Below are 18,512 nucleotides of genomic sequence, written 5' to 3'. Positions count from 1 at the left end.
TTAATTCCACCTGTTTTGGTTAAACTGATTCTTTTTCCAATACCACATCATTATAAAACCTATCAATGCCCCTCCAATATGTGCAAAATGAGCAACACCTGTGTTAACATTACCAATGCCTAAAAATAAATCCGCAGCCAATAACAATGGCACAAAGTATTTTGCTTTAATGGGTACAGGAAGAAAAATCAACATCAATTTTGCTTCGGAATACATAAATGCAAAGGCCACTAAAATCCCATAAATTGCTCCAGATGCCCCTACCGCCGGAGTATTATAGGCGCTTAAAAAATTGTCTATTGTACTTTTCGAAGCTAGATTATACCAATCTGGACTGTATTGTCCTTTTGAGATAATATCCAACACTTGTTCTTCCGCCATCCCAGAATTTACTAATGCATTAAGTCCCTCATTAAACAAATAATAGTTGACCCCTGTGTGAAGCAAAGCAGAACCTAATCCCGCCGAAAAATAAAAGAACAAAAATTTATTTCTCCCCCAAGCTTGTTCTAGAGGAGTACCAAACGCCCATAAAGCATACATATTAAACACAATATGCATAAGCCCACCGTGCATGAACATATGGCTGATTACCTGCCACCACTGAAAATTAGTGTTCAGAGGAAACCACAGCGATAAAAGCTGATACATCTGTTCCCCATATAACTGAGTGGCAAAAAACAAAATAACGTTGACTATCAACAAGTGTTTTACCGCTTCGGTCAATCTACCCATCTAACTAAATTTTTTATCTATATCTCCTTCGGAGATTGTTGTGTATGTCAACTTTTGGAACGGACTTAGGCTAGGTTCCTTACAACCGAATAAATCATTCACCAATGCCAACTGAGATTCAGAATCCAATACTTCCCCCGATTTCACTGCTAAATTTTTAGCAAGTTCTTTTGCTAGCAGTTCTGCCTGGGATATGGAGTTTCCTTCAAACCCTTCTTTATAGTTCGCTATTAATTGATCCAATACCGTGCCAATTCCACTTTCAGAAACAATCAAGGGTACACCTGTCACTTTTACAGTTTCTTGTTCCAAGCTTTCAAAAGCAAAACCAACATTGTTCAAGCTTTCCTTTATTTCTTTTAAAATAATGAGTTCCTGTTTAGAAAAGCTAAGCTCCAAAGGAAATAAAAGTTGCTGACTTACTCCTTCCTTAACGGTAATTTCTCCCAAAAACTTTTCGAAAAGCACCCGTTCATGCGCTCTATTTTGATGGATAACCAGCATCCCCGATTTAATGGTACTCACAATAAATTTTCTTCTAAGCTGAAAGGTCATGCCAGCTTGTGCATCGCTTTCCGTTTCCGAATAAAAGGTTCCCTGCACCGCATCATCCGACTCTATTTCAACACTGCTAAAATCTTCTGTATTAACAGAAGCATCTGCACCCTCAAACAAATTTTCCCATCCTTTGGCACTCGCCTTTTGATAGGTAGACGTACTTGTCTTTCTTTCCGCTGTTTCTTGAAATGGATTAAATGCAGTGTCCACAGTAACTTTTGGTAGCACAACACCCTTTTCTTTATACGCATAGGGCGTATCTAGATTAGGGTCATGTTCAAAATCTAAGGCCGGTGCCACATTAAATTGTCCCAAACTATGTTTTATGGTAGAGCGAAGTATGGCATAGATCGTATTTTCATCATCAAATTTCACTTCTGTCTTTGTTGGGTGTATGTTGATGTCTATGGATGATGGATCTACTTCCAAATACAAAAAATAGCCTGGATATAATTCTTTTTTTATAAGACCTTCAAAAGCTGCAATTACAGAATGATGGAGATAGGGGCTTTTAATAAATCGGCTATTGGCAAAGAAAAACTGTTCCCCCCTACTCTTTTTAGCAAATTCTGGTTTGCAAATAAATCCAGATATTTTTACCACTTCCGTTTCTTCCTCCACTGGAACTAGTCGGTCAGTCATTTTATTACCAAAAACATGACTTATTCGCTGTCTATGTTTGGCTCTGGGTAGGTTAAAAATCTCGGACCCGTTATTATAAAAATGAAACTCAATGTTTGGGTGTACCAAAGCAACCCTGTGAAATTCATCTGTAATGTGCCGCAACTCCACTTGATTAGATTTCAAGAAATTACGCCTTGCCGGAATATTAAAAAAGAGGTTTTTAACGGAAATTGAAGTCCCTTTTGGAGTTGCCACCGCCTCTTGGGTTATTATTTTACTGCCCTCTATCTTTATATGTGTCCCTATTTCTGAACCCTCAACCCGGGTTTGCATGTCAACATGGGCAATGGCGGCAATGGATGCCAAGGCTTCGCCTCTAAATCCTTTTGTCTGTAGGTTGAATAAGTCTTGGGCACTGGAAATCTTGGATGTGGCATGCCGCTCAAATGAAAGTCTAGCATCTGTTTCGCTCATTCCCAAACCATTATCCACTACCTGAATCAACGCTTTACCCCCATCTTTAACAATCAGTTTTACCAAAGTAGCCCCGGCGTCTATGGCATTTTCCAATAATTCCTTAACTACAGATGCCGGCCGTTGAACCACTTCCCCTGCTGCAATTTGGTTGGCAACATGGTCTGGCAAAAGTTTTATGATGTCCGCCATTAGGGGTTCAGGAATATGGATAAATCAAAGTCGATGATGAAGAGGAACAACAATATCAAAACAGCCACAATAACAAGGAAACGAATTTTTAGATTTCGATCACCTTCATTCTTTAAATCATCCACCGCCGAGGTAATTTTGTTTTTCAAACCTCTTTGCGAATGGGCTGTACTTCTGTATTTATCTAGTTTATGTTCTATTTTATACGGATTGCCTTCACCTTTGTAATACCTAGGTGAATAATCGTATGTTCTATTTTTTCTAAGTTTTAGAAAATTTCGCATTACATCCTTTTCCGTGTAGTCTCAAAGGTACTTAAATTCAAAAAACAGAATAGGGAAGCGCTGCTAAAAAATGTTAACAGTCAAGGGATAATTTTGATTTTCTTGAATTTCTGGAATTTAATTGCCCAGGGTAGCCATCTTTATGGCAGCAATAGCCGCTTCAGTACCTTTATTGCCATGTTTACCTCCACTGCGGTCTATAGCTTGCTGTAAATTATTATCCGTTAACACACAGAAAATAAAAGGTATATCATAAGCAACATTAAGATCTTTAATTCCTTGTGCTGCTGCACTGCAAACAAAATCGAAATGACTGGTTTCTCCTCGGATAACACTTCCAATAGCGATTACAGCATCCAATTTTTCAGTTTTGAACATTTTTTTGCAACCAAAAGTAAGCTCATAACTTCCTGGAACATTCCATCGAATGATATCTTCTTCGGAAGCCCCACAATCTACCAATGCGTCAAAAGCCCCTTTATACAACCCTTCTGTAATGGTATCGTTCCATTCCGAGACAACAATACCAAAACGAAGTCCAGCTGCATTTGGAATTGCAGTTTTATCGTATGCGGAGAGATTTTTGTTCTCGGTTGCCATGGTCTAGTTTTTGGCCAGACCTATAAGTACGTCTATACCGTTTGCTTCTTGTGAAGTGGAAAAGTCATTTTTGATTCGCTCAAAGAAACCTAATGCTTTTTCCTTCTGACCTAAATCCATAGCAACAACACCAGCTTTATATAAAAATCTTGGAGTGGTGTATCCGTTTGAATCATGTTCAAATGCTTTTATGTAGTATTCCAAAGCATCCTCAGGCTGATTTAATTGGGAAAAAGCATCTCCCATTCCTCCTTTAGCCATGGCACCAAAAACTTTATTATCAGAAGAAAAACTTTCCAAATGTGCTATTGCCTCATCATACTGCTGCATATTCAAGTATGTCATTCCAGCAGAATACTTAGCTAAATTTGCAGCATTGGTCCCTTTATATTCCTCTATAATATCCAAGAAACCGTATTTACCTTCGGCTCCATTTAAGGCCAATGTAAAAAGGGAATCTTTAGCGGTCTCACTTGCTAAAGCTTGATCAAAATACTGTTGAGGATAAAAAAGTTCATTAGCTGCAGAAGCTTCTTTAGGCTTTTGAATAAATTCATTGTATCCCAAATAACCAAGAACACCAATGGCTATAACACCAATAACGCCTAAAATGTAATTTTGGTTTTTCTGAACCCAAGCCTCGGTTTTGGAAGCACTTTCATCCAAGGTACTAAAAACCTCGGCCGTTGTGCTGTTCTGCTCATCCAGTTGAGCTTCTTCAACCTTATTTTTTGGCTTAAAGCCTCGCTTCTTGTATGTTGCCATTCTAGATTTAATTAATCGCGCAAAAATAAAGTTTTTATCCAAAACCAAAAGCTAATTTATTCGTTATTTTTGGAATCTTTAATCGATCACTATGTGATTAAAATTGCCATAGCTCTCTAGCCTTTTATGTTTTTAAAGCACTTGTCTTTAGTTAATTATAAAAATTTTGCTTCCAAAACATTGGAATTTGATCCGGTTATCAACTGTTTGGTGGGTGATAACGGTGTTGGAAAAACCAACATCTTGGATGCCATTTACCACCTTTCCTTTGGAAAAAGCTACTTTAATCCGGTTTCTACCCAAAACATTAAACACGACACTGATTTTTTTGTAGTGGAAGGTGAATTTGAAAAGGAAGAACGAACCGAAAAAATCATCTGTAGTTTCAAAAAGGGAATGAAAAAGGTGATCAAACGCAATGGCAAAGCCTATGAAAAATTTTCAGATCATATTGGTTTTTTGCCCCTAGTGATCATTTCTCCCTCTGATCGTGACCTTATTATTGAAGGAAGTGATACCCGCAGAAAGTTCATGGACGGGGTGATTTCCCAATCAGACAAGGAGTATTTACAAACACTCATCAAATACAATAAGGTTTTGGTGCAACGTAATTCGTTGCTAAAATACTTTGTCGCCAATAACACTTTTGATCCAAACACTCTTTCTATTTACAATGAGCAATTACACGGATTAGGTTCCAAGATTCATGAAAAGAGAGTTTCATTTATTTCATCCTTTACTCCCATATTCAAGGAACAATATGCTCATATCTCAGAAAAAGATGAGCAAATCATGCTTTCCTATGAAAGTCAACTTTCTGAAAAAGGATTATTGGACTTATTGGAATCCAATATCGATAAAGATAGAGCCATCCAGTATACTAGTGTTGGAATTCATAAAGATGACCTCAACTTTACCATAGCTGGTCATCCCATCAAAAAATTTGGAAGTCAGGGGCAGCAAAAATCCTTTTTAATTGCACTAAAACTGGCACAATTTCATTTTATAAAGGAGCAAGCAAAAACGACTCCCATTTTGCTGTTGGACGATATTTTTGACAAACTGGATGAAAATCGGGTATCACAAATAGTCGGCTTGGTGGACAATGACAATTTTGGACAGATTTTTATTAGCGACACCCATGCGGAGCGTACCGAAAATGTAGTTAAAAACATTCGCCAGAGCTATAAAATCTTTACCTTGTAGTATGAAAAGAATAGTACTCTTTTTATTGATTACTGGATTTCTGGGATGCAAAAACAACGTCATCCCAGAACAAGAATTGAGTAATTTAAATGGGTATTGGGAGATTACAGAGGTGGCCTTTGCAGATGGAACAAAAAAGAATTATACGGTAAACCCAACTATTGATTTCATACATCTAGAAAATAACCAAGGTTTTCGAAAAAAAGTCCAACCCAAGTTCGATGGTAGCTTCAACACTTCAAATATCACGGAATCCTTCAAGGTTAACTATAGCAATGAAGTGATCATCCTTCAATATGAAAACAATTTAAGTGCGTGGGAGGAAAAATTAGTACAATTGGACTCCTCCTCTTTTTCTGTGCTCAATGAAGAAGGAATAAAATATTCTTACAAGCGATTTCAACCCATTGTAATATCAAAATAATGGCTAAAAGACATAATTCCCACCTTCCTTTGGGTGATGCTTTAAATGAGTTCATCAAAGAGAATAAACTCCAAAAAGGCATGGACAAGGTAGATGCAAGGGATGCCTGGGTAAAATTGATGGGGAACGGAGTAAATAATTATACCACTGCCATTGAGTTAAGAAATGAAACGCTTTTTATTTCCCTTTCCTCCTCTGTACTTAGGGAGGAGTTAAGCTTGGGAAAAACCAAAATTATTGCCATGCTCAATGAGGAATTAGGCAAGGAATTGGTGAAAAAGTTGGTGCTGCGTTAACGAGCTTCTCAATACAATGAAAAAAATTGTCGAAACAGAAAGGTTATTAGTGGAGGAGGCCGTAATAAGCGATGCTACATTCTTTTATAAGCTATTGAATAGCCCAAATTGGATTGAATTCATTGGAGATAGAGGAATACGAACAATTGAGCAGGCTACCGAATATATTGAATCCAGTTTAATTAGTTCCTATCAAAAAAACGGCTATGGGCTTTTTAAAATGTGTTTAAAAGAATCATCCATCCCTATTGGGATTTGCGGTTTTTTAAAGCGAGATTATTTAGAGCATCCGGATCTTGGATTTGCCATTTTACCAGAATATGAAGGAAAGGGCTACACTTCTGAAGCTTGTGAAGCCTTATTACATTATGGAAAAGATATCTTGAAATTAGAATCTATTCTCGCCATTACTTCTCACGAGAATACCAAATCACAGAGACTCCTTAAAAAAAGTGGTCTATCTGAGATTGGGACTGTAAAACCAACAGGAAGTGAAGAAGAACTTTTGCTATTTTCAAACTAAAAAAACCACTGGATATCCAGTGGCTTTAATTTTCACTTATATATTTTTAACTAGTACACTTCCCTTCCAGCAAAATGAAAAGCACCTTCAATCGCTGCATTTTCATCACTATCAGATCCATGAACCGCGTTTTCTCCAATACTTGTTGCAAATAATTTACGTATTGTTCCTTCAGCTGCTTCAGCAGGATTTGTCGCACCGATAAGCGCACGAAAATCATCAACAGCATTATCTTTTTCCAAAATGGCTGATACAATTGGACCTCTGGTCATAAAAGCAACGAGTTCCCCAAAGAAAGGACGCTCATTATGTACCGCATAGAAAGCTTCCGCATCCCTTTTACTTAACTGTGTATATTTCATCGCCACAATCTTGAATCCAGCAGCGGTTATTTTTTCCAAAATTGCACCAATATGTCCATTTTCAACGGCATCTGGTTTTATCATGGTAAACGTTCTATTTCCAGTCATTTCTTTAAATTTTGCGCAAACTTACGCTTTTTCAACTAACGAGCAAGGCATAAATTGACGGTTTTAGTTATTGAAAAATGATTCTTTTTGTCTGACTTGAAAAGGTAAGCGGATGTGTTCTCAAAAATGGCCAATCTTGATTAACCTCTATAGTATATTATTGTATCTTTGCATGCATGAATTTAGAGGACATCACGACGATTAAGTCTATTCTTTCCAAGCCCCAAAACATCGTAATCATACCTCATAAAAATCCTGATGGTGATGCCATTGGTTCTTGCCTGGGTTTATTGGGTTTCTTAAAAGATAAAGGGCAAAATGCCGTTGTGGTTGCTCCAAATGATTATCCAAAATTTTTAAAGTGGATGCCCAGAAATGAGCAAATCCTGAATTTTGAAAAGGAAAACTCAGAAGCCAAAAAAGCTTTGGATGAGGCTACGGTAATATTTACATTGGACTTTAATGACCTTTCCAGAACAGGACAGTTAGAAACCATTTTAAAGGCAAAAGAAGCTGATTTTATTATGATTGACCATCATCAGCAACCAGACGATTATGCCATAGTAACCTATTCAGATGTTAGTATGAGTTCGACCTGTGAGATGGTCTATAATTTTATCGAATATCTGGGCGAAACCGATAGGATTACCAAAGCCATGGCCATTAATTTGTATACGGGAATCATGACAGATACCGGTTCGTTTAAATACCGGTCAACATCCAGCAGAACGCATAGGGTAGTTGCCGACCTTATTGATCGCGGTGCCGAAAACATGGAAATCCATCAACGGGTTTTTGACACAAATTCCCCATCTCGCTTACATCTTCTTGGAGTGGCCTTAAGCAATATGGTCATTTTGCCACAATATAAAACAGCCTATATTACGCTCTCTCAAGAAGAACTGGATGACAACGATTTTAAAAAGGGTGATACAGAAGGTTTTGTCAATTACGGCCTAACTTTAGAAGGTATTATTTTTGCCGTAATTTTTATTGAGAATCGTGAGGAAGGTATTATAAAAATTTCTTTACGATCCATTGGTGACTTTTCAGTAAATGAATTTGCAAGAAATCATTTTAATGGTGGAGGACATGACAATGCAGCTGGAGGAAGAAGTGAAATTAGCATGGAAGCAACAATTACAAAGTTTAATGACATCCTTAAAACGTATAAAACGCAATTAAATCCATGAGATTCATTTTTTTAATAGCATTAGTGATTCTGGGAAGTTGTGGTGGTCCTGAGCCTAGAAAACCCGTAGAGGTAAAATCAGGCAGCTTTTTTAAAGAGTCCGTAGAGCGCAATAAGATACTACTCGCAAAGGAAGAAAAATTAATTGGGGAGATAATTCAAAAGGATTCCATCCATTCGTATACAGCAAGCCCAAGTGGGTTTTGGTATTATTTTGAGACTAAAAATGATACTGCTTCGTATTCGCCAAAAACGAATGATCAAATATTGTTCTCATACAATCTTACCACATTAGAAAATGATACCATTTATTCCATGGAAGACTTTGGACCCACTTCCTATGTTGTGGATAAGGAGCAATTGTTTTCTGGCTTACAAAATGCGGTGAAACTGCTTAAAATCAACGAAAAAGCAACATTTTTGTTTCCTTCACTACAAGCTTATGGGTATCACGGTGATGGAAATCGTATTGGCCCGAGAACACCATTAAAATCTACAGTAGAACTTCATACAATCATTATAAATCAAGACAGTTTAAATTAAAATCCGAAATACAATGAAACAAGCATTTGTTTTAATTACTTTATTTTCAATTACATTCTTAGGATGCAAATCCAGTCAATATGCCGATTTAGGAGATGGCATTTTTGCAGACATACAAACCAGCAGAGGAGATATTATCATAAAATTGGAACATGAAAAAACTCCAGTAACCGTTGCCAACTTTGTGGCCTTGGCTGAAGGAAACAACCCTTTTGTAGAAGATAGCCTTAAAGGAAAAAAGTACTATGACGGTATTATTTTCCATAGAATTATTAAGGATTTCATGATTCAGGGCGGTGATCCCACAGGAACAGGACGTGGAAACCCTGGTTATAAATTTAAAGATGAATTTCATGATTCACTTTCCCATTCCAAAAAAGGAATTTTGTCCATGGCCAATTCAGGTCCAAAAACCAATGGAAGTCAGTTTTTCATTACCCATAAAGAGACACCTTGGTTAAATGGAAAGCATTCTGTTTTTGGTGAAGTAGTACAGGGAATGGACGTTGTGGACACCATCGCAAGTGTTGAGGTTGTCCCCCCTTCAAACAAGCCAAAGGTTGATGTAGTAATGAATAAGGTGGAAATTGTTAGAAATGGCAAAGCGGCCAAAAAGTTTGACGCCATCCAAATCATGACTGCCTATTTCGCAGAAGAAGAAGAGGCTATTGCAGCCTTCAAAAAGATGAAAGAAGATTTTGTTGCAGAACTTAACAGCCAAAAAGAAGAAGCGGAAGAAACAGCCTCCGGTCTTAAAATTTATTCCATTACAAAAGGAGATGGGGAGCAACCCAAAATAGGGCAAAAGGTTTTGGTAAGCTATGCAGGCTGGTTAACCAACGGGGAGCTGTTTGACAGCAATTATGAGGACGTAGCCAGAAAATTTCAGAAGTATGATGAGAGAAGAAAGCAAGGTGGAGGTTATTTACCAACCCCTATGGAATTTAGTCCAGAAGCCAGACTATTCCCAGGGTTTAGAGAAGGACTCCTCTCTATGAAAGTAGGTGACAAAATACGAATTTACTTACCTCCCCATTTAGGATTGGGAGCTCAAGGTGGCGGCCCAATACCACCCAATTCTGATATAATTTTTGATTTGGAAATCACTGGAATTCAGGAATAGTTTCTTAAAAAACACGTTCAAAGGGTCGCACAGTGGTGCGACCTTTTTTATTCCTTTATATAAAGCTTTGTTAAGAGCCAAAACCCAATTGGGAATCTAACAATTAAGCTCTAGTTTAGAGGTTCATATTAAAACCCATACCCTTTTTCATTTTTAATGAAGCAAAAAACAAAGACCATATTAGTCTTATCGCTCCCATTACAGATACTTCTGGTAAAATGGATTGGCAGTTACCCAGAGTTGGTAGAAGACTATTATAGCAATGGCCTCTATCTTGGAATTTCCAAGTTTTTTAGAGTGCTTTTTGGGTGGATACCTTTCTCCATTGGCGACCTTTTTTATCTTATCCTTTTCATTTTAGCTGGAAGATATGTATACCGAAATTGGAAATCCATCACAAAAAAGCCTCTGTTTTTCCTTAAAGATATATTGGTGGTAGTGTCCGTAGCATATTTTGCATTTCACTTGCTTTGGGGAATGAATTATTACCGACAACCCATCACATGGAAATTGCAAATTGAAAAAGACTATACAAAAGAAGAACTACTAATGTTCACTACTTATTTAGTGGAAAAAGCGAATCATTATCAAACCGAAATCACTGGTGATAGTATTGACCCAGTCAAAATCCCATATTCTAAAAAGGAAATTTTCAAAAAAACTGAAGAAGGCTATAAAGCATTAAAGAAAAGTTATCCTAACTTTGAATATAAGACCGTAAGCCTTAAAACATCCCTCTTTAGCCTACCACTAACTTATATGGGGTATGGAGGGTATCTAAATCCTTTTTCCAATGAAGCGCAGGTAAACGGGGTAACTCCACTGTTTAGACTTCCAACAGTTAGCGGGCACGAAGTGGGACACCAACTGGGCTATTCCGCCGAAGACGCCACAAATTTTATTGGTTTTTTGGTTACTGCCAAAAATGAGGACACTTATTTTAAATATGCTGCATATTCCCATGCTTTGGGATATTGTCTTTCCGATTTATCAAGAAGAGATGAGACGAAGTTTAAGGAAGTCGTAAAAAAATTACATCCTGGCGTTAAAAAGAACTTTCAAGAAGTATCTGACTTTTGGAAACAATATGAAAATCCTTTAGAGCCTGTTTTTAAATCTATTTTCAATATTTTTTTGAAAGCAAACAACCAAGAAGAAGGTATAAAAAGTTATAATTCCGTGGTTGGACTTTTAATAAGCTATCACAACAATTATGGCTTCTAAAATGGAGCTTGTACAGTATTGCTACTTCCGCTACCTTTAAAGCGACTAATACAATTAATTTTATATGAAAATGAAACTATTTGCACTAACCCTCCTCTTGGGTAGTGCTTCCTTGTTTGCACAAGATTATTTTCCAAAAAATGACGGTGTCAAAACAAAAAACAACAACTATACAGCGTTTACCAACGCGAAAATTTATGTTACTCCCACACAAATCATTGAAAACGGCACACTACTAATCCAAAACGGTAAAGTAGTACAAGTTGGGGGTACAATAAGTATTCCTAAAAATGCTGTGATAGAAGATTTGAAAGGGAAATACATCTACCCTTCTTTTATTGATGTATTCTCCAATTTTGGTGTAAAACAACCTGAGAAGTCAAAAAGTCAAGGGAGATCTGCACAGTACGGCCCTTCCCGTGAAGGTTTTTATTGGAACGATCATGTTATGCCAGAAAATAATGCCATTTCGAATTTCACATACAATGACAAAAAAGCCGGTGAACTACGAAAAGTGGGGTTTGGAGTCGTGAATTCCCATATTCAAGATGGAATCGCCAGGGGCACTGGGGTATTGGTAACCCTTAATGATCAAGGGAACGAATCAAAAAGAATATTGAATGATAAATCTGCTCAGTATTTCTCCTTCAAAAAAAGTATCGCCAAAAACCAATCTTATCCAACCTCTTTAATGGGAGCTACTGCATTAATGCGTCAGTTGTATTATGATATGGATTGGTACGAGAAAGGAAATGTGGATACTAAAGATCGCGCACTGGAAGCGCTTATTGAAAACAAAGGCATGATGCAAATCTTTGCTGCTGGAAGCAATGGAAATGTTTTAAGAGCAGATAAGATAGGTGACCAGTTTGGAATTCAGTATGCTATATTGGCCGGTGGGGATGAGTATGAAGACATTCAAGCTATTAAAGCAACCAATGCCAGATTGATTGTTCCCATCAACTTTCCAAAGGCATACGATGTATCCAACCCGCATGAAGCACAATATGTGGCCTTAAAAGATATGCGTCATTGGAACTTGGCACCTTCCAATCCAAAAGCATTAGAAGACAATGCTATCACATTTTCGCTCACCTTACACGGCCTAAAATCACCTTCAGATTTCACCTCAAAATTGATGAAAGCTATCCACTATGGTCTTTCAAGAACAAAAGCGTTAGAAGCTCTAACAACTACTCCAGCAGCCATTTTGGGGAAATCCCAACAGCTTGGAACCTTACAATCTGGAAGATTGGCCAATTTTTTAATTACTTCAGGGGATATTTTTGAAAAAGGAACCACGCTTCATGAAAATTGGGTGCAAGGCAGAAAACATGTAATCAATTCCAAAGACCAAAAAGACGTACGAGGCGATTACAATCTTGCTGTAAATGGAAGTACCTATTCCATTTCCCTTTCTGGGGAGCACAATAAACCAAAAGCAACAGTAAAGAAAGATACTGTGCAGCTCGATGCTAAAATCACCTATACTAGTGACTGGCTCAATGTAACTTTTTCGGATAAGCAAGGAGATGCGTATCGCTTAATAGCCCAAATTGCATCAGATTCAGATGATATCAATGGAAAAATACTACTTCCTAATGGAAAAGAAGTTTCTTCAAAAGCCATTAAAACAAAGAATTTTGAAGCAAAAGCAAAAGAAGATAGTGTAGCTGATGCTCCCAAGATGATGCCTCTTACCTACCCTAATGTTGGTTATGGCTATAAAGCCATCCCTACCCAAGAAAACATGCTTTTTAAAAATGCTACGGTGTGGACTGGGGAAAGTATTATTGAAGCTACTGATGTACTTGTTAAAAATGGCAAGATTGCCAAAATAGGAAAAGAACTTAGCGCAGGAAATGCCAAAGTTGTAGATGCAACCGACAAGCACCTGACAGCAGGCATCATTGACGAACACTCCCATATTGGTGCACTTGCAGTAAACGAAGCGGGGCATAATTCTTCCGCAGAAGTTAAAATGACCGATGTTATTGATTCCAAGGATATGGATCTTTATCGTAACCTGGCCGGAGGTGTCACCACCATTCAACTGCTGCATGGTTCCGCAAATCCTATTGGGGGGCGTTCTGCGATTCTACGATTAAAATGGGGTAAAAGTGCTGATGACCTTATCTTTCAGAACTCCCCTAAGTTTATAAAATTTGCGCTGGGTGAAAATGTAAAACAATCCAATTGGCAGAGTTTTTCCCGTTTTCCCCAAACGCGAATGGGCGTGGAACAGGTTTTCGTGGACTACTTTCAACGAGCCAAAGAATACGACAATAAAAAGAAAAGCGGCCAAGCTTTCCGTATGGATGAAGAGATGGAGACCCTCGCAGAAATCCTAAATGGTGAACGTTTCATAAGCTGTCACTCCTACGTACAAAGTGAAATTAATATGCTAATGAAAGTAGCGGAGAAATTCAACTTCCGCGTAAATACCTTCACCCATATTTTAGAAGGATACAAAGTGGCCGATAAAATGGCCGCACATGGTGTTGGTGGTTCTACTTTTAGCGATTGGTGGGCGTACAAATACGAGGTAAATGATGCCATCCCCTATAACGCAGCCATTATGGCAAGCCAAGGGGTCACCGTAGCCATCAACAGTGATGATGCAGAAATGTCACGAAGATTAAACCAAGAGGCGGCAAAAACAGTAAAATACGGCGGCATGTCAGAAATAGAAGCCTGGAAAACAGTGACGCTAAACCCTGCAAAGCTTTTGCATATTGATCATAGGGTAGGAAGCATCGAAGTAGGCAAAGATGCTGACCTAGTTCTATGGAACAATCATCCGCTTTCTGTTTATGCCAAAGCTGAAAAAACTATAATTGAAGGTGCTGTTTATTTCGATTTAGAAAAAGACAAGGCATTACGAGAAGCCGTAAGACAAGAACGTAGTCAACTCATTAACATGATGTTAAATGAAAAAGAGAGCGGTAAAAAAATGCAAGATCCAAAACAGAACAAAAAAAGTAGGTTCCACTGCGAAAGCCTTTAAAAACTAAAACATGAAAAAAGTAACATCCATATTTACAATTCTTGGGCTACTATGCAGTTTTATTGCATTTGCCCAACAGACACCAGCTCCCACTCAGAGTGAAGCAATAACCATTACAGGAGCCACTGCACATATTGGTGATGGTACCGTTAAAGAAAACTGCACTTTAGTTTTTGAGAATGGAAAAATAACTGCATTAGGTGGTCCAGAGATTACTGCCAAAGGCGAGACCATTAATGGTACTGGCAAACATATTTATCCCGGTTTTATCGCCCCTGGAAAATCGTTAGGTCTTATAGAGGTAAATGCTGTTAGGGCCAGTAATGATCAAGATGAAATTGGAGATATCATTCCCCATATTAGAAGTATTATTGCCTATAATGCCGAATCAAAGGTTGTAGAAAGCATGCGTCCCAATGGAGTTTTGCTTGGACAAGTGACACCTAAAGGGGGAAGAATTTCCGGAACCTCATCCATTGTACAATTTGATGCATGGAACTGGGAAGATGCAGCCATAAAATTGGATGATGGAATTCATTTGAATTGGCCCGCTATTTTTAGAAAAGGCAGATGGTGGATGGGAGAACCTAATGGTTTCATTCCCAACAAGAATTATCAAAAGCAGGTAAATGAAGTAAAAACCTTTATGCAGAATGCTCATGCTTATGGTAAGAGCAACGCGACAAAGCATAATGCCGCCTTTGCAGCGATGCAAGGTGTTTTTGATGGAAGCAAGCGGTTGTACATCTATGCGAACGGAGAAAAGGAAATGATGGATGGGATTGCAAGTGCAAAAGCATCAGGTGCGGAAAAAATGGTTTTGGTAGGAGGATATCATGCCCATAAAATAGCAGATTACTTAAAAAAGCATAATATTCCAGTTCTGGTAAATTTTACCCACTCCCTCCCTACTTTTGATGACGATGATTATGATTTCACTTATAAGCTTCCAAAACTATTAATGGATTCAGGTGTGTTGGTAGGCTTGCAAAATGCTTCAGCTTCCAATTTTCAAACCAGAAATCTGCCCTTTTATGCAGGTCAGGTTGTAGCACAAGGCTTGGATAAAGAAAAAGCGTTGCAATTGCTAACCGGCAATACGGCCAAAATCTTAGGAATTGATACTGATTATGGAACACTGGAAGTAGGTAAAAGCGCGACCTTATTTATTTCTGAAGGGGATGCATTGGATATGCGGACCAATCAATTATCCAAAGCATTTATAGACGGACGGGATATTTCCTTGGAAACCCACCAAACGAAACTTTGGAAACGTTATTCCAAAAAATACGAAGGAAAATAAAACAAGCGCGGCGGTCCATGGACCGCCGCGCTTGTTATACTAGATTTTTTTCCTAATTCTTTTTCACCTCAACATACTCCGCACCTTCAGGTTTGGCATAAAATTCATCTGAATTTGAAGTTTCACTAAGCGAAACATTTTCAAATGGAACAGTACTTCTTGCATCTAAAATTTTACTTCCCTCAAAATTATACCAAGTAATTGATTTTGGTAAAACCAGACCATCAATAGTCTGCCAGTCATCATATCTAATCCACTTAACCGTTTCTGATTTTTCTCCAGTTCTGTACGTTACGGTGTAGCCCAACCATGCCATTTGTCCAGTTGCAGTATCATAATGAATAAAATACTCATCCTTTGAAGAAGTACCGACTCCCGATTCATATGCAATACGAATACCTGGATAGGTTTGTCCATCATATTCCAAATCATCCGTTTCGCTATAAATAATACCGTCGTCCGCCAAAACAAAAGGCATGGCATAAAAATAGAACATCAAATTGTGATAAAATCCAGCGTCTCCCTTGTAGTTACCTTCAGCATCGGATAACCAAACTTTTTCTCCTTCGGACCCTAATGCAAACTGCTCGGAATCTACCCTATCCATTCTAGACCATAAATCAATAGTATGCGTCTCGGTAAAATCAGGTTTTGGCATCTCATATACCAAAGTCCGCTTACTCTTCCATGTTTCCAATCCACCATGTGCATCAAAAACCTTCACAAGTTTCTCTGGAAATTTCTTTTCAGGCACAACGGTTTCTTCTTGAATATTCTCTTTAATCTCCTCTTTTTTAGCACTTGGTTTACATGCACCAATTGCTAGTAATAGAAAAATGATGGTTGTTTTTTTCATTGTTGTTTGTTTGTCGTTTTGTCGAGATTACCTTTTTAAGATTACAAGAATACGTATTTTTGGTCTGTGAAGGAACCCAAAGAAATCAGCAGTGTCCAAAACCCGTTGGTTAAAAAGATATTGCTGCTAAAAGAAAAGTCTAGGGAACGTATAAAAACTGGACTTTTTATTGTGGAAGGGCAACGTGAACTTGAACTGACTCAAAAAGGAGGTTATCAAATTCAGACTATTCTTATTTGTCCTGAGATATCACCAACTCCAAACAATATTGCTTTTGCCCAGTATGGAAATCCTGAAATCATTCAAATATCCAAAGCTGTTTATGAAAAAATAGCGCATAGAGGCACAACTGAGGGTATTTTGGCCATAGCCAAAAGCAAAACCCATTCCCTGGAAAAAATTCAATTTAAGAATCAGACCCCTTTGATTTTAGTAGCCGAAGCACCAGAAAAACCAGGGAACATTGGTGCGCTTCTACGAACAGCGGATGCTGCTGCCATAGATGCTGTGTTGATTGCAAATCCAAAATCTGATCTTTATAACCCAAACATTATTCGTTCCAGTGTAGGTTGTGTGTTTACCAATCAAATCGGGGTTGGTACTACTGAGGATATTATCCAATTTCTTAAGTCAAATCAGGTTCAAATCTTTGGTGCTGCCCTTACCGCCTCCAAAAACTACGTGGATTGCAATTTTGAAGGCGCCACTGCCATAGTGGTGGGTACGGAAGCCACAGGATTATCAGAAGCTTGGCTTAAAAGTTCCGACCAAAACCTAATTATCCCGATGCAGGGTGAAATAGATTCAATGAACGTTTCGGTATCCGCCGCAATACTTATATTTGAAGCAAAGCGGCAACGCGGATTATAGCCTATGGAAAAAACTACGCTCTTCTACATCATCATTATCATCTTAGTAGTTCAGTATTTGATTCATCAACTGTTGGAATACCTCAATGCAAAGCGTTTTAAATCCAACGTTCCTGCAGAATTGAATGATGTTTTTGATGATACAGAATATCAAAAATCCCAGCAATACAAAAAGGCAAACTATCAATTTGGTTTGTTTTCTGATGGATTTTCCCTGCTGTTAACTCTTTGTTTTTTGTTTTTCGGAGGATTTGAATGGATTGACACAATCACTCGATCAATAACAGAGAGCACCATACCTATGGCTTTAGTGTTCTTCGGCTTTATAATGTTGGGCAGTACTATTTTAGGAACACCATTTTCCTACTATCAAACATTTGTTATTGAAGAACAATACGGTTTTAATAAAACCACCAAAAAACTGTTCTTCTTAGATAAAATTAAAGGAGGGTTGCTTTCCATAGTATTTGGGGGTGTCGTGCTGTCTTTATTCATACTTTTTTATCAATGGACAGGAGCTAATTTTTGGATCTATACCTGGATTTTGATTGGTTCCGTTATTTTATTCATGAATCTATTCTACAGCCGACTCATAGTCCCATTGTTCAATAAACAAACCCCATTATCAGAAGGAAGCCTAAAAACTGCTATTGAAAGGTATGCCAAAAATGTAGGGTTTGAACTTAAAAATATTTTTGTGATTGATGGATCAAAAAGATCAACAAAAGCAAACGCTTACTTTTCTGGATTCGGGAAGGAAAAGCGAATCACCTTGTTTGACACTTTAATCAATGATTTAAATGAAGAGGAAATTGTGGCCGTTTTGGCACATGAAGTGGGACATTATAAACGAAAGCATATTGTCGTTAATTTGTTTGTTTCATTGGGGTTAACAGGATTCACCCTTTTTATCCTTTCGCTCTTTATCAACAATCCGGACATTTCGTTGGCAATAGGAGTTTCAATACCTAGTTTTCATGCAGGACTTATTGGCTTTGCATTGCTCTACAGCCCTATTTCTGAAGTCACTGGACTTGCAATGAATTATTTGTCCAGAAAATTTGAATTTCAGGCAGATGATTATGCAAAGAAGACCTTTGCGGCAATGCCTTTGGTCTCGTCCTTAAAAAAGCTGTCCAAAAACAATTTGAGCAATCTAACTCCGCACCCAGCCTATGTTTTTGTACACTACTCCCATCCTCCTCTAGTTGAGCGCATTAGGAACTTAAAGGCATAATTTTTGT

The 18,512-nt window shown here is 38.0% G+C and carries 19 protein-coding genes; 12 read left to right on the top strand and 7 right to left on the bottom strand.

All coding sequences use genetic code 11. The features are described 5' to 3' along the window. From FVB32_RS11335 to FVB32_RS11315, 5 genes are all read right to left on the bottom strand, one after another. Positions 1–735 carry a rhomboid family intramembrane serine protease gene (locus FVB32_RS11335; RefSeq protein ID WP_147743911.1) on the bottom strand — a complete coding sequence of 245 codons (735 nt, stop codon included), beginning with the start codon at positions 733–735 and terminating at the stop codon, positions 1–3. Further along, positions 736–2,583: a DNA mismatch repair endonuclease MutL gene (gene mutL, locus FVB32_RS11330; protein ID WP_147743910.1), complete on the bottom strand. Its 1,848-nt coding sequence runs from the start codon at positions 2,581–2,583 to the stop codon at positions 736–738. Next, positions 2,583–2,867, bottom strand: a complete 285-nt coding sequence (locus tag FVB32_RS11325) for a riboflavin synthase subunit beta (RefSeq protein ID WP_147743909.1) — start codon at positions 2,865–2,867, stop codon at positions 2,583–2,585. The genes mutL and FVB32_RS11325 overlap by 1 nt, the downstream gene beginning before the upstream one ends. Positions 2,868–2,984: 117 nt before the next feature. Beyond that, the gene (gene ribH, locus FVB32_RS11320) at positions 2,985–3,467 is read right to left on the bottom strand and encodes a 6,7-dimethyl-8-ribityllumazine synthase (RefSeq protein WP_147743908.1); all 483 of its coding nucleotides are present in this window, start codon (positions 3,465–3,467) and stop codon (positions 2,985–2,987) included. A 3-nt stretch (positions 3,468–3,470) separates the two neighbouring features. Next, positions 3,471–4,232, bottom strand: a complete 762-nt coding sequence (locus tag FVB32_RS11315; protein WP_147743907.1) for a tetratricopeptide repeat protein — start codon at positions 4,230–4,232, stop codon at positions 3,471–3,473. A gap of 126 nt (positions 4,233–4,358) precedes the next feature. On the opposite strand from FVB32_RS11315, the gene recF reads away from it, so the two are divergent. From recF to FVB32_RS11295, 4 genes are read left to right on the top strand one after another with little or no spacing between them, the layout of a single operon-like run. Continuing rightward, positions 4,359–5,438, top strand: a complete 1,080-nt coding sequence (recF, locus tag FVB32_RS11310) for a DNA replication/repair protein RecF (RefSeq protein ID WP_147743906.1) — start codon at positions 4,359–4,361, stop codon at positions 5,436–5,438. Between the two features lies 1 nt (position 5,439). Then, complete coding sequence (locus FVB32_RS11305; RefSeq protein ID WP_147743905.1) at positions 5,440–5,862, top strand: lipocalin family protein; 423 nt, start codon at positions 5,440–5,442, stop codon at positions 5,860–5,862. Beyond that, complete coding sequence (locus FVB32_RS11300; protein WP_147743904.1) at positions 5,862–6,158, top strand: DUF721 domain-containing protein; 297 nt, start codon at positions 5,862–5,864, stop codon at positions 6,156–6,158. Before FVB32_RS11305 ends, FVB32_RS11300 begins: the two co-directional genes overlap by 1 nt. 16 nt (positions 6,159–6,174) lie before the next feature. Then, a complete protein-coding gene (locus FVB32_RS11295; RefSeq protein WP_147743903.1) occupies positions 6,175–6,681 on the top strand; it encodes a GNAT family N-acetyltransferase in 507 nt (168 codons plus the stop codon). A 50-nt stretch (positions 6,682–6,731) separates the two neighbouring features. On the opposite strand, the gene FVB32_RS11290 is transcribed toward FVB32_RS11295, so the two are convergent. Further along, on the bottom strand, positions 6,732–7,151 hold the full coding sequence (locus tag FVB32_RS11290) for a nucleoside-diphosphate kinase (RefSeq protein ID WP_147743902.1): 420 nt from the start codon (positions 7,149–7,151) through the stop codon (positions 6,732–6,734). 176 nt (positions 7,152–7,327) lie between these two features. On the opposite strand from FVB32_RS11290, the gene FVB32_RS11285 reads away from it, so the two are divergent. From FVB32_RS11285 to FVB32_RS11260, 6 genes are all read left to right on the top strand, one after another. Then, positions 7,328–8,344 (top strand): DHH family phosphoesterase, encoded by a 1,017-nt coding sequence (locus FVB32_RS11285; RefSeq protein ID WP_147743901.1) that lies wholly within the window; start codon positions 7,328–7,330, stop codon positions 8,342–8,344. Beyond that, positions 8,341–8,886 carry a gliding motility-associated peptidyl-prolyl isomerase GldI gene (gene gldI / locus FVB32_RS11280; protein ID WP_147743900.1) on the top strand — a complete coding sequence of 182 codons (546 nt, stop codon included), beginning with the start codon at positions 8,341–8,343 and terminating at the stop codon, positions 8,884–8,886. The genes FVB32_RS11285 and gldI overlap by 4 nt, the downstream gene beginning before the upstream one ends. Positions 8,887–8,899: 13 nt before the next feature. Next, positions 8,900–10,009, top strand: coding sequence for a peptidylprolyl isomerase (locus FVB32_RS11275; RefSeq protein WP_147743899.1), 1,110 nt, complete (start codon positions 8,900–8,902; stop codon positions 10,007–10,009). A gap of 156 nt (positions 10,010–10,165) precedes the next feature. Continuing rightward, positions 10,166–11,233: a DUF3810 domain-containing protein gene (locus FVB32_RS11270; RefSeq protein WP_147743898.1), complete on the top strand. Its 1,068-nt coding sequence runs from the start codon at positions 10,166–10,168 to the stop codon at positions 11,231–11,233. Positions 11,234–11,297: 64 nt separating this feature from the next. Continuing rightward, positions 11,298–14,240, top strand: a complete 2,943-nt coding sequence (locus FVB32_RS11265; RefSeq protein WP_147743897.1) for an amidohydrolase family protein — start codon at positions 11,298–11,300, stop codon at positions 14,238–14,240. 10 nt (positions 14,241–14,250) lie between these two features. After that, entirely contained in the window at positions 14,251–15,543 is a 1,293-nt protein-coding gene (locus tag FVB32_RS11260; RefSeq protein WP_147743896.1) for an amidohydrolase family protein, read from the top strand. Between the two features lie 52 nt (positions 15,544–15,595). Here the strand turns inward: FVB32_RS11260 and FVB32_RS11255 are convergent, their stop codons facing one another. After that, positions 15,596–16,399, bottom strand: coding sequence for a DUF6503 family protein (locus FVB32_RS11255; RefSeq protein WP_147743895.1), 804 nt, complete (start codon positions 16,397–16,399; stop codon positions 15,596–15,598). A gap of 66 nt (positions 16,400–16,465) precedes the next feature. Here FVB32_RS11255 and FVB32_RS11250 point away from each other — a divergent pair, with 66 nt between their 5' ends. Both FVB32_RS11250 and FVB32_RS11245 read left to right on the top strand, forming a co-directional pair. Continuing rightward, positions 16,466–17,269, top strand: a complete 804-nt coding sequence (locus tag FVB32_RS11250; protein WP_147743894.1) for a TrmH family RNA methyltransferase — start codon at positions 16,466–16,468, stop codon at positions 17,267–17,269. Between the two features lie 3 nt (positions 17,270–17,272). Continuing rightward, a complete protein-coding gene (locus FVB32_RS11245) occupies positions 17,273–18,505 on the top strand; it encodes a M48 family metallopeptidase (RefSeq protein WP_147743893.1) in 1,233 nt (410 codons plus the stop codon). Positions 18,506–18,512 lie beyond the last annotated feature (7 nt).

The sequence above is a fragment of the Flagellimonas hymeniacidonis genome (assembly GCF_008040165.1).
Classification (GTDB): Bacteria; Bacteroidota; Bacteroidia; order Flavobacteriales; family Flavobacteriaceae; genus Flagellimonas; species Flagellimonas hymeniacidonis.
The sequence above is the reverse complement of the archived record's forward strand: the minus strand, read 5'-3'. Positions and strand labels throughout refer to the sequence as shown.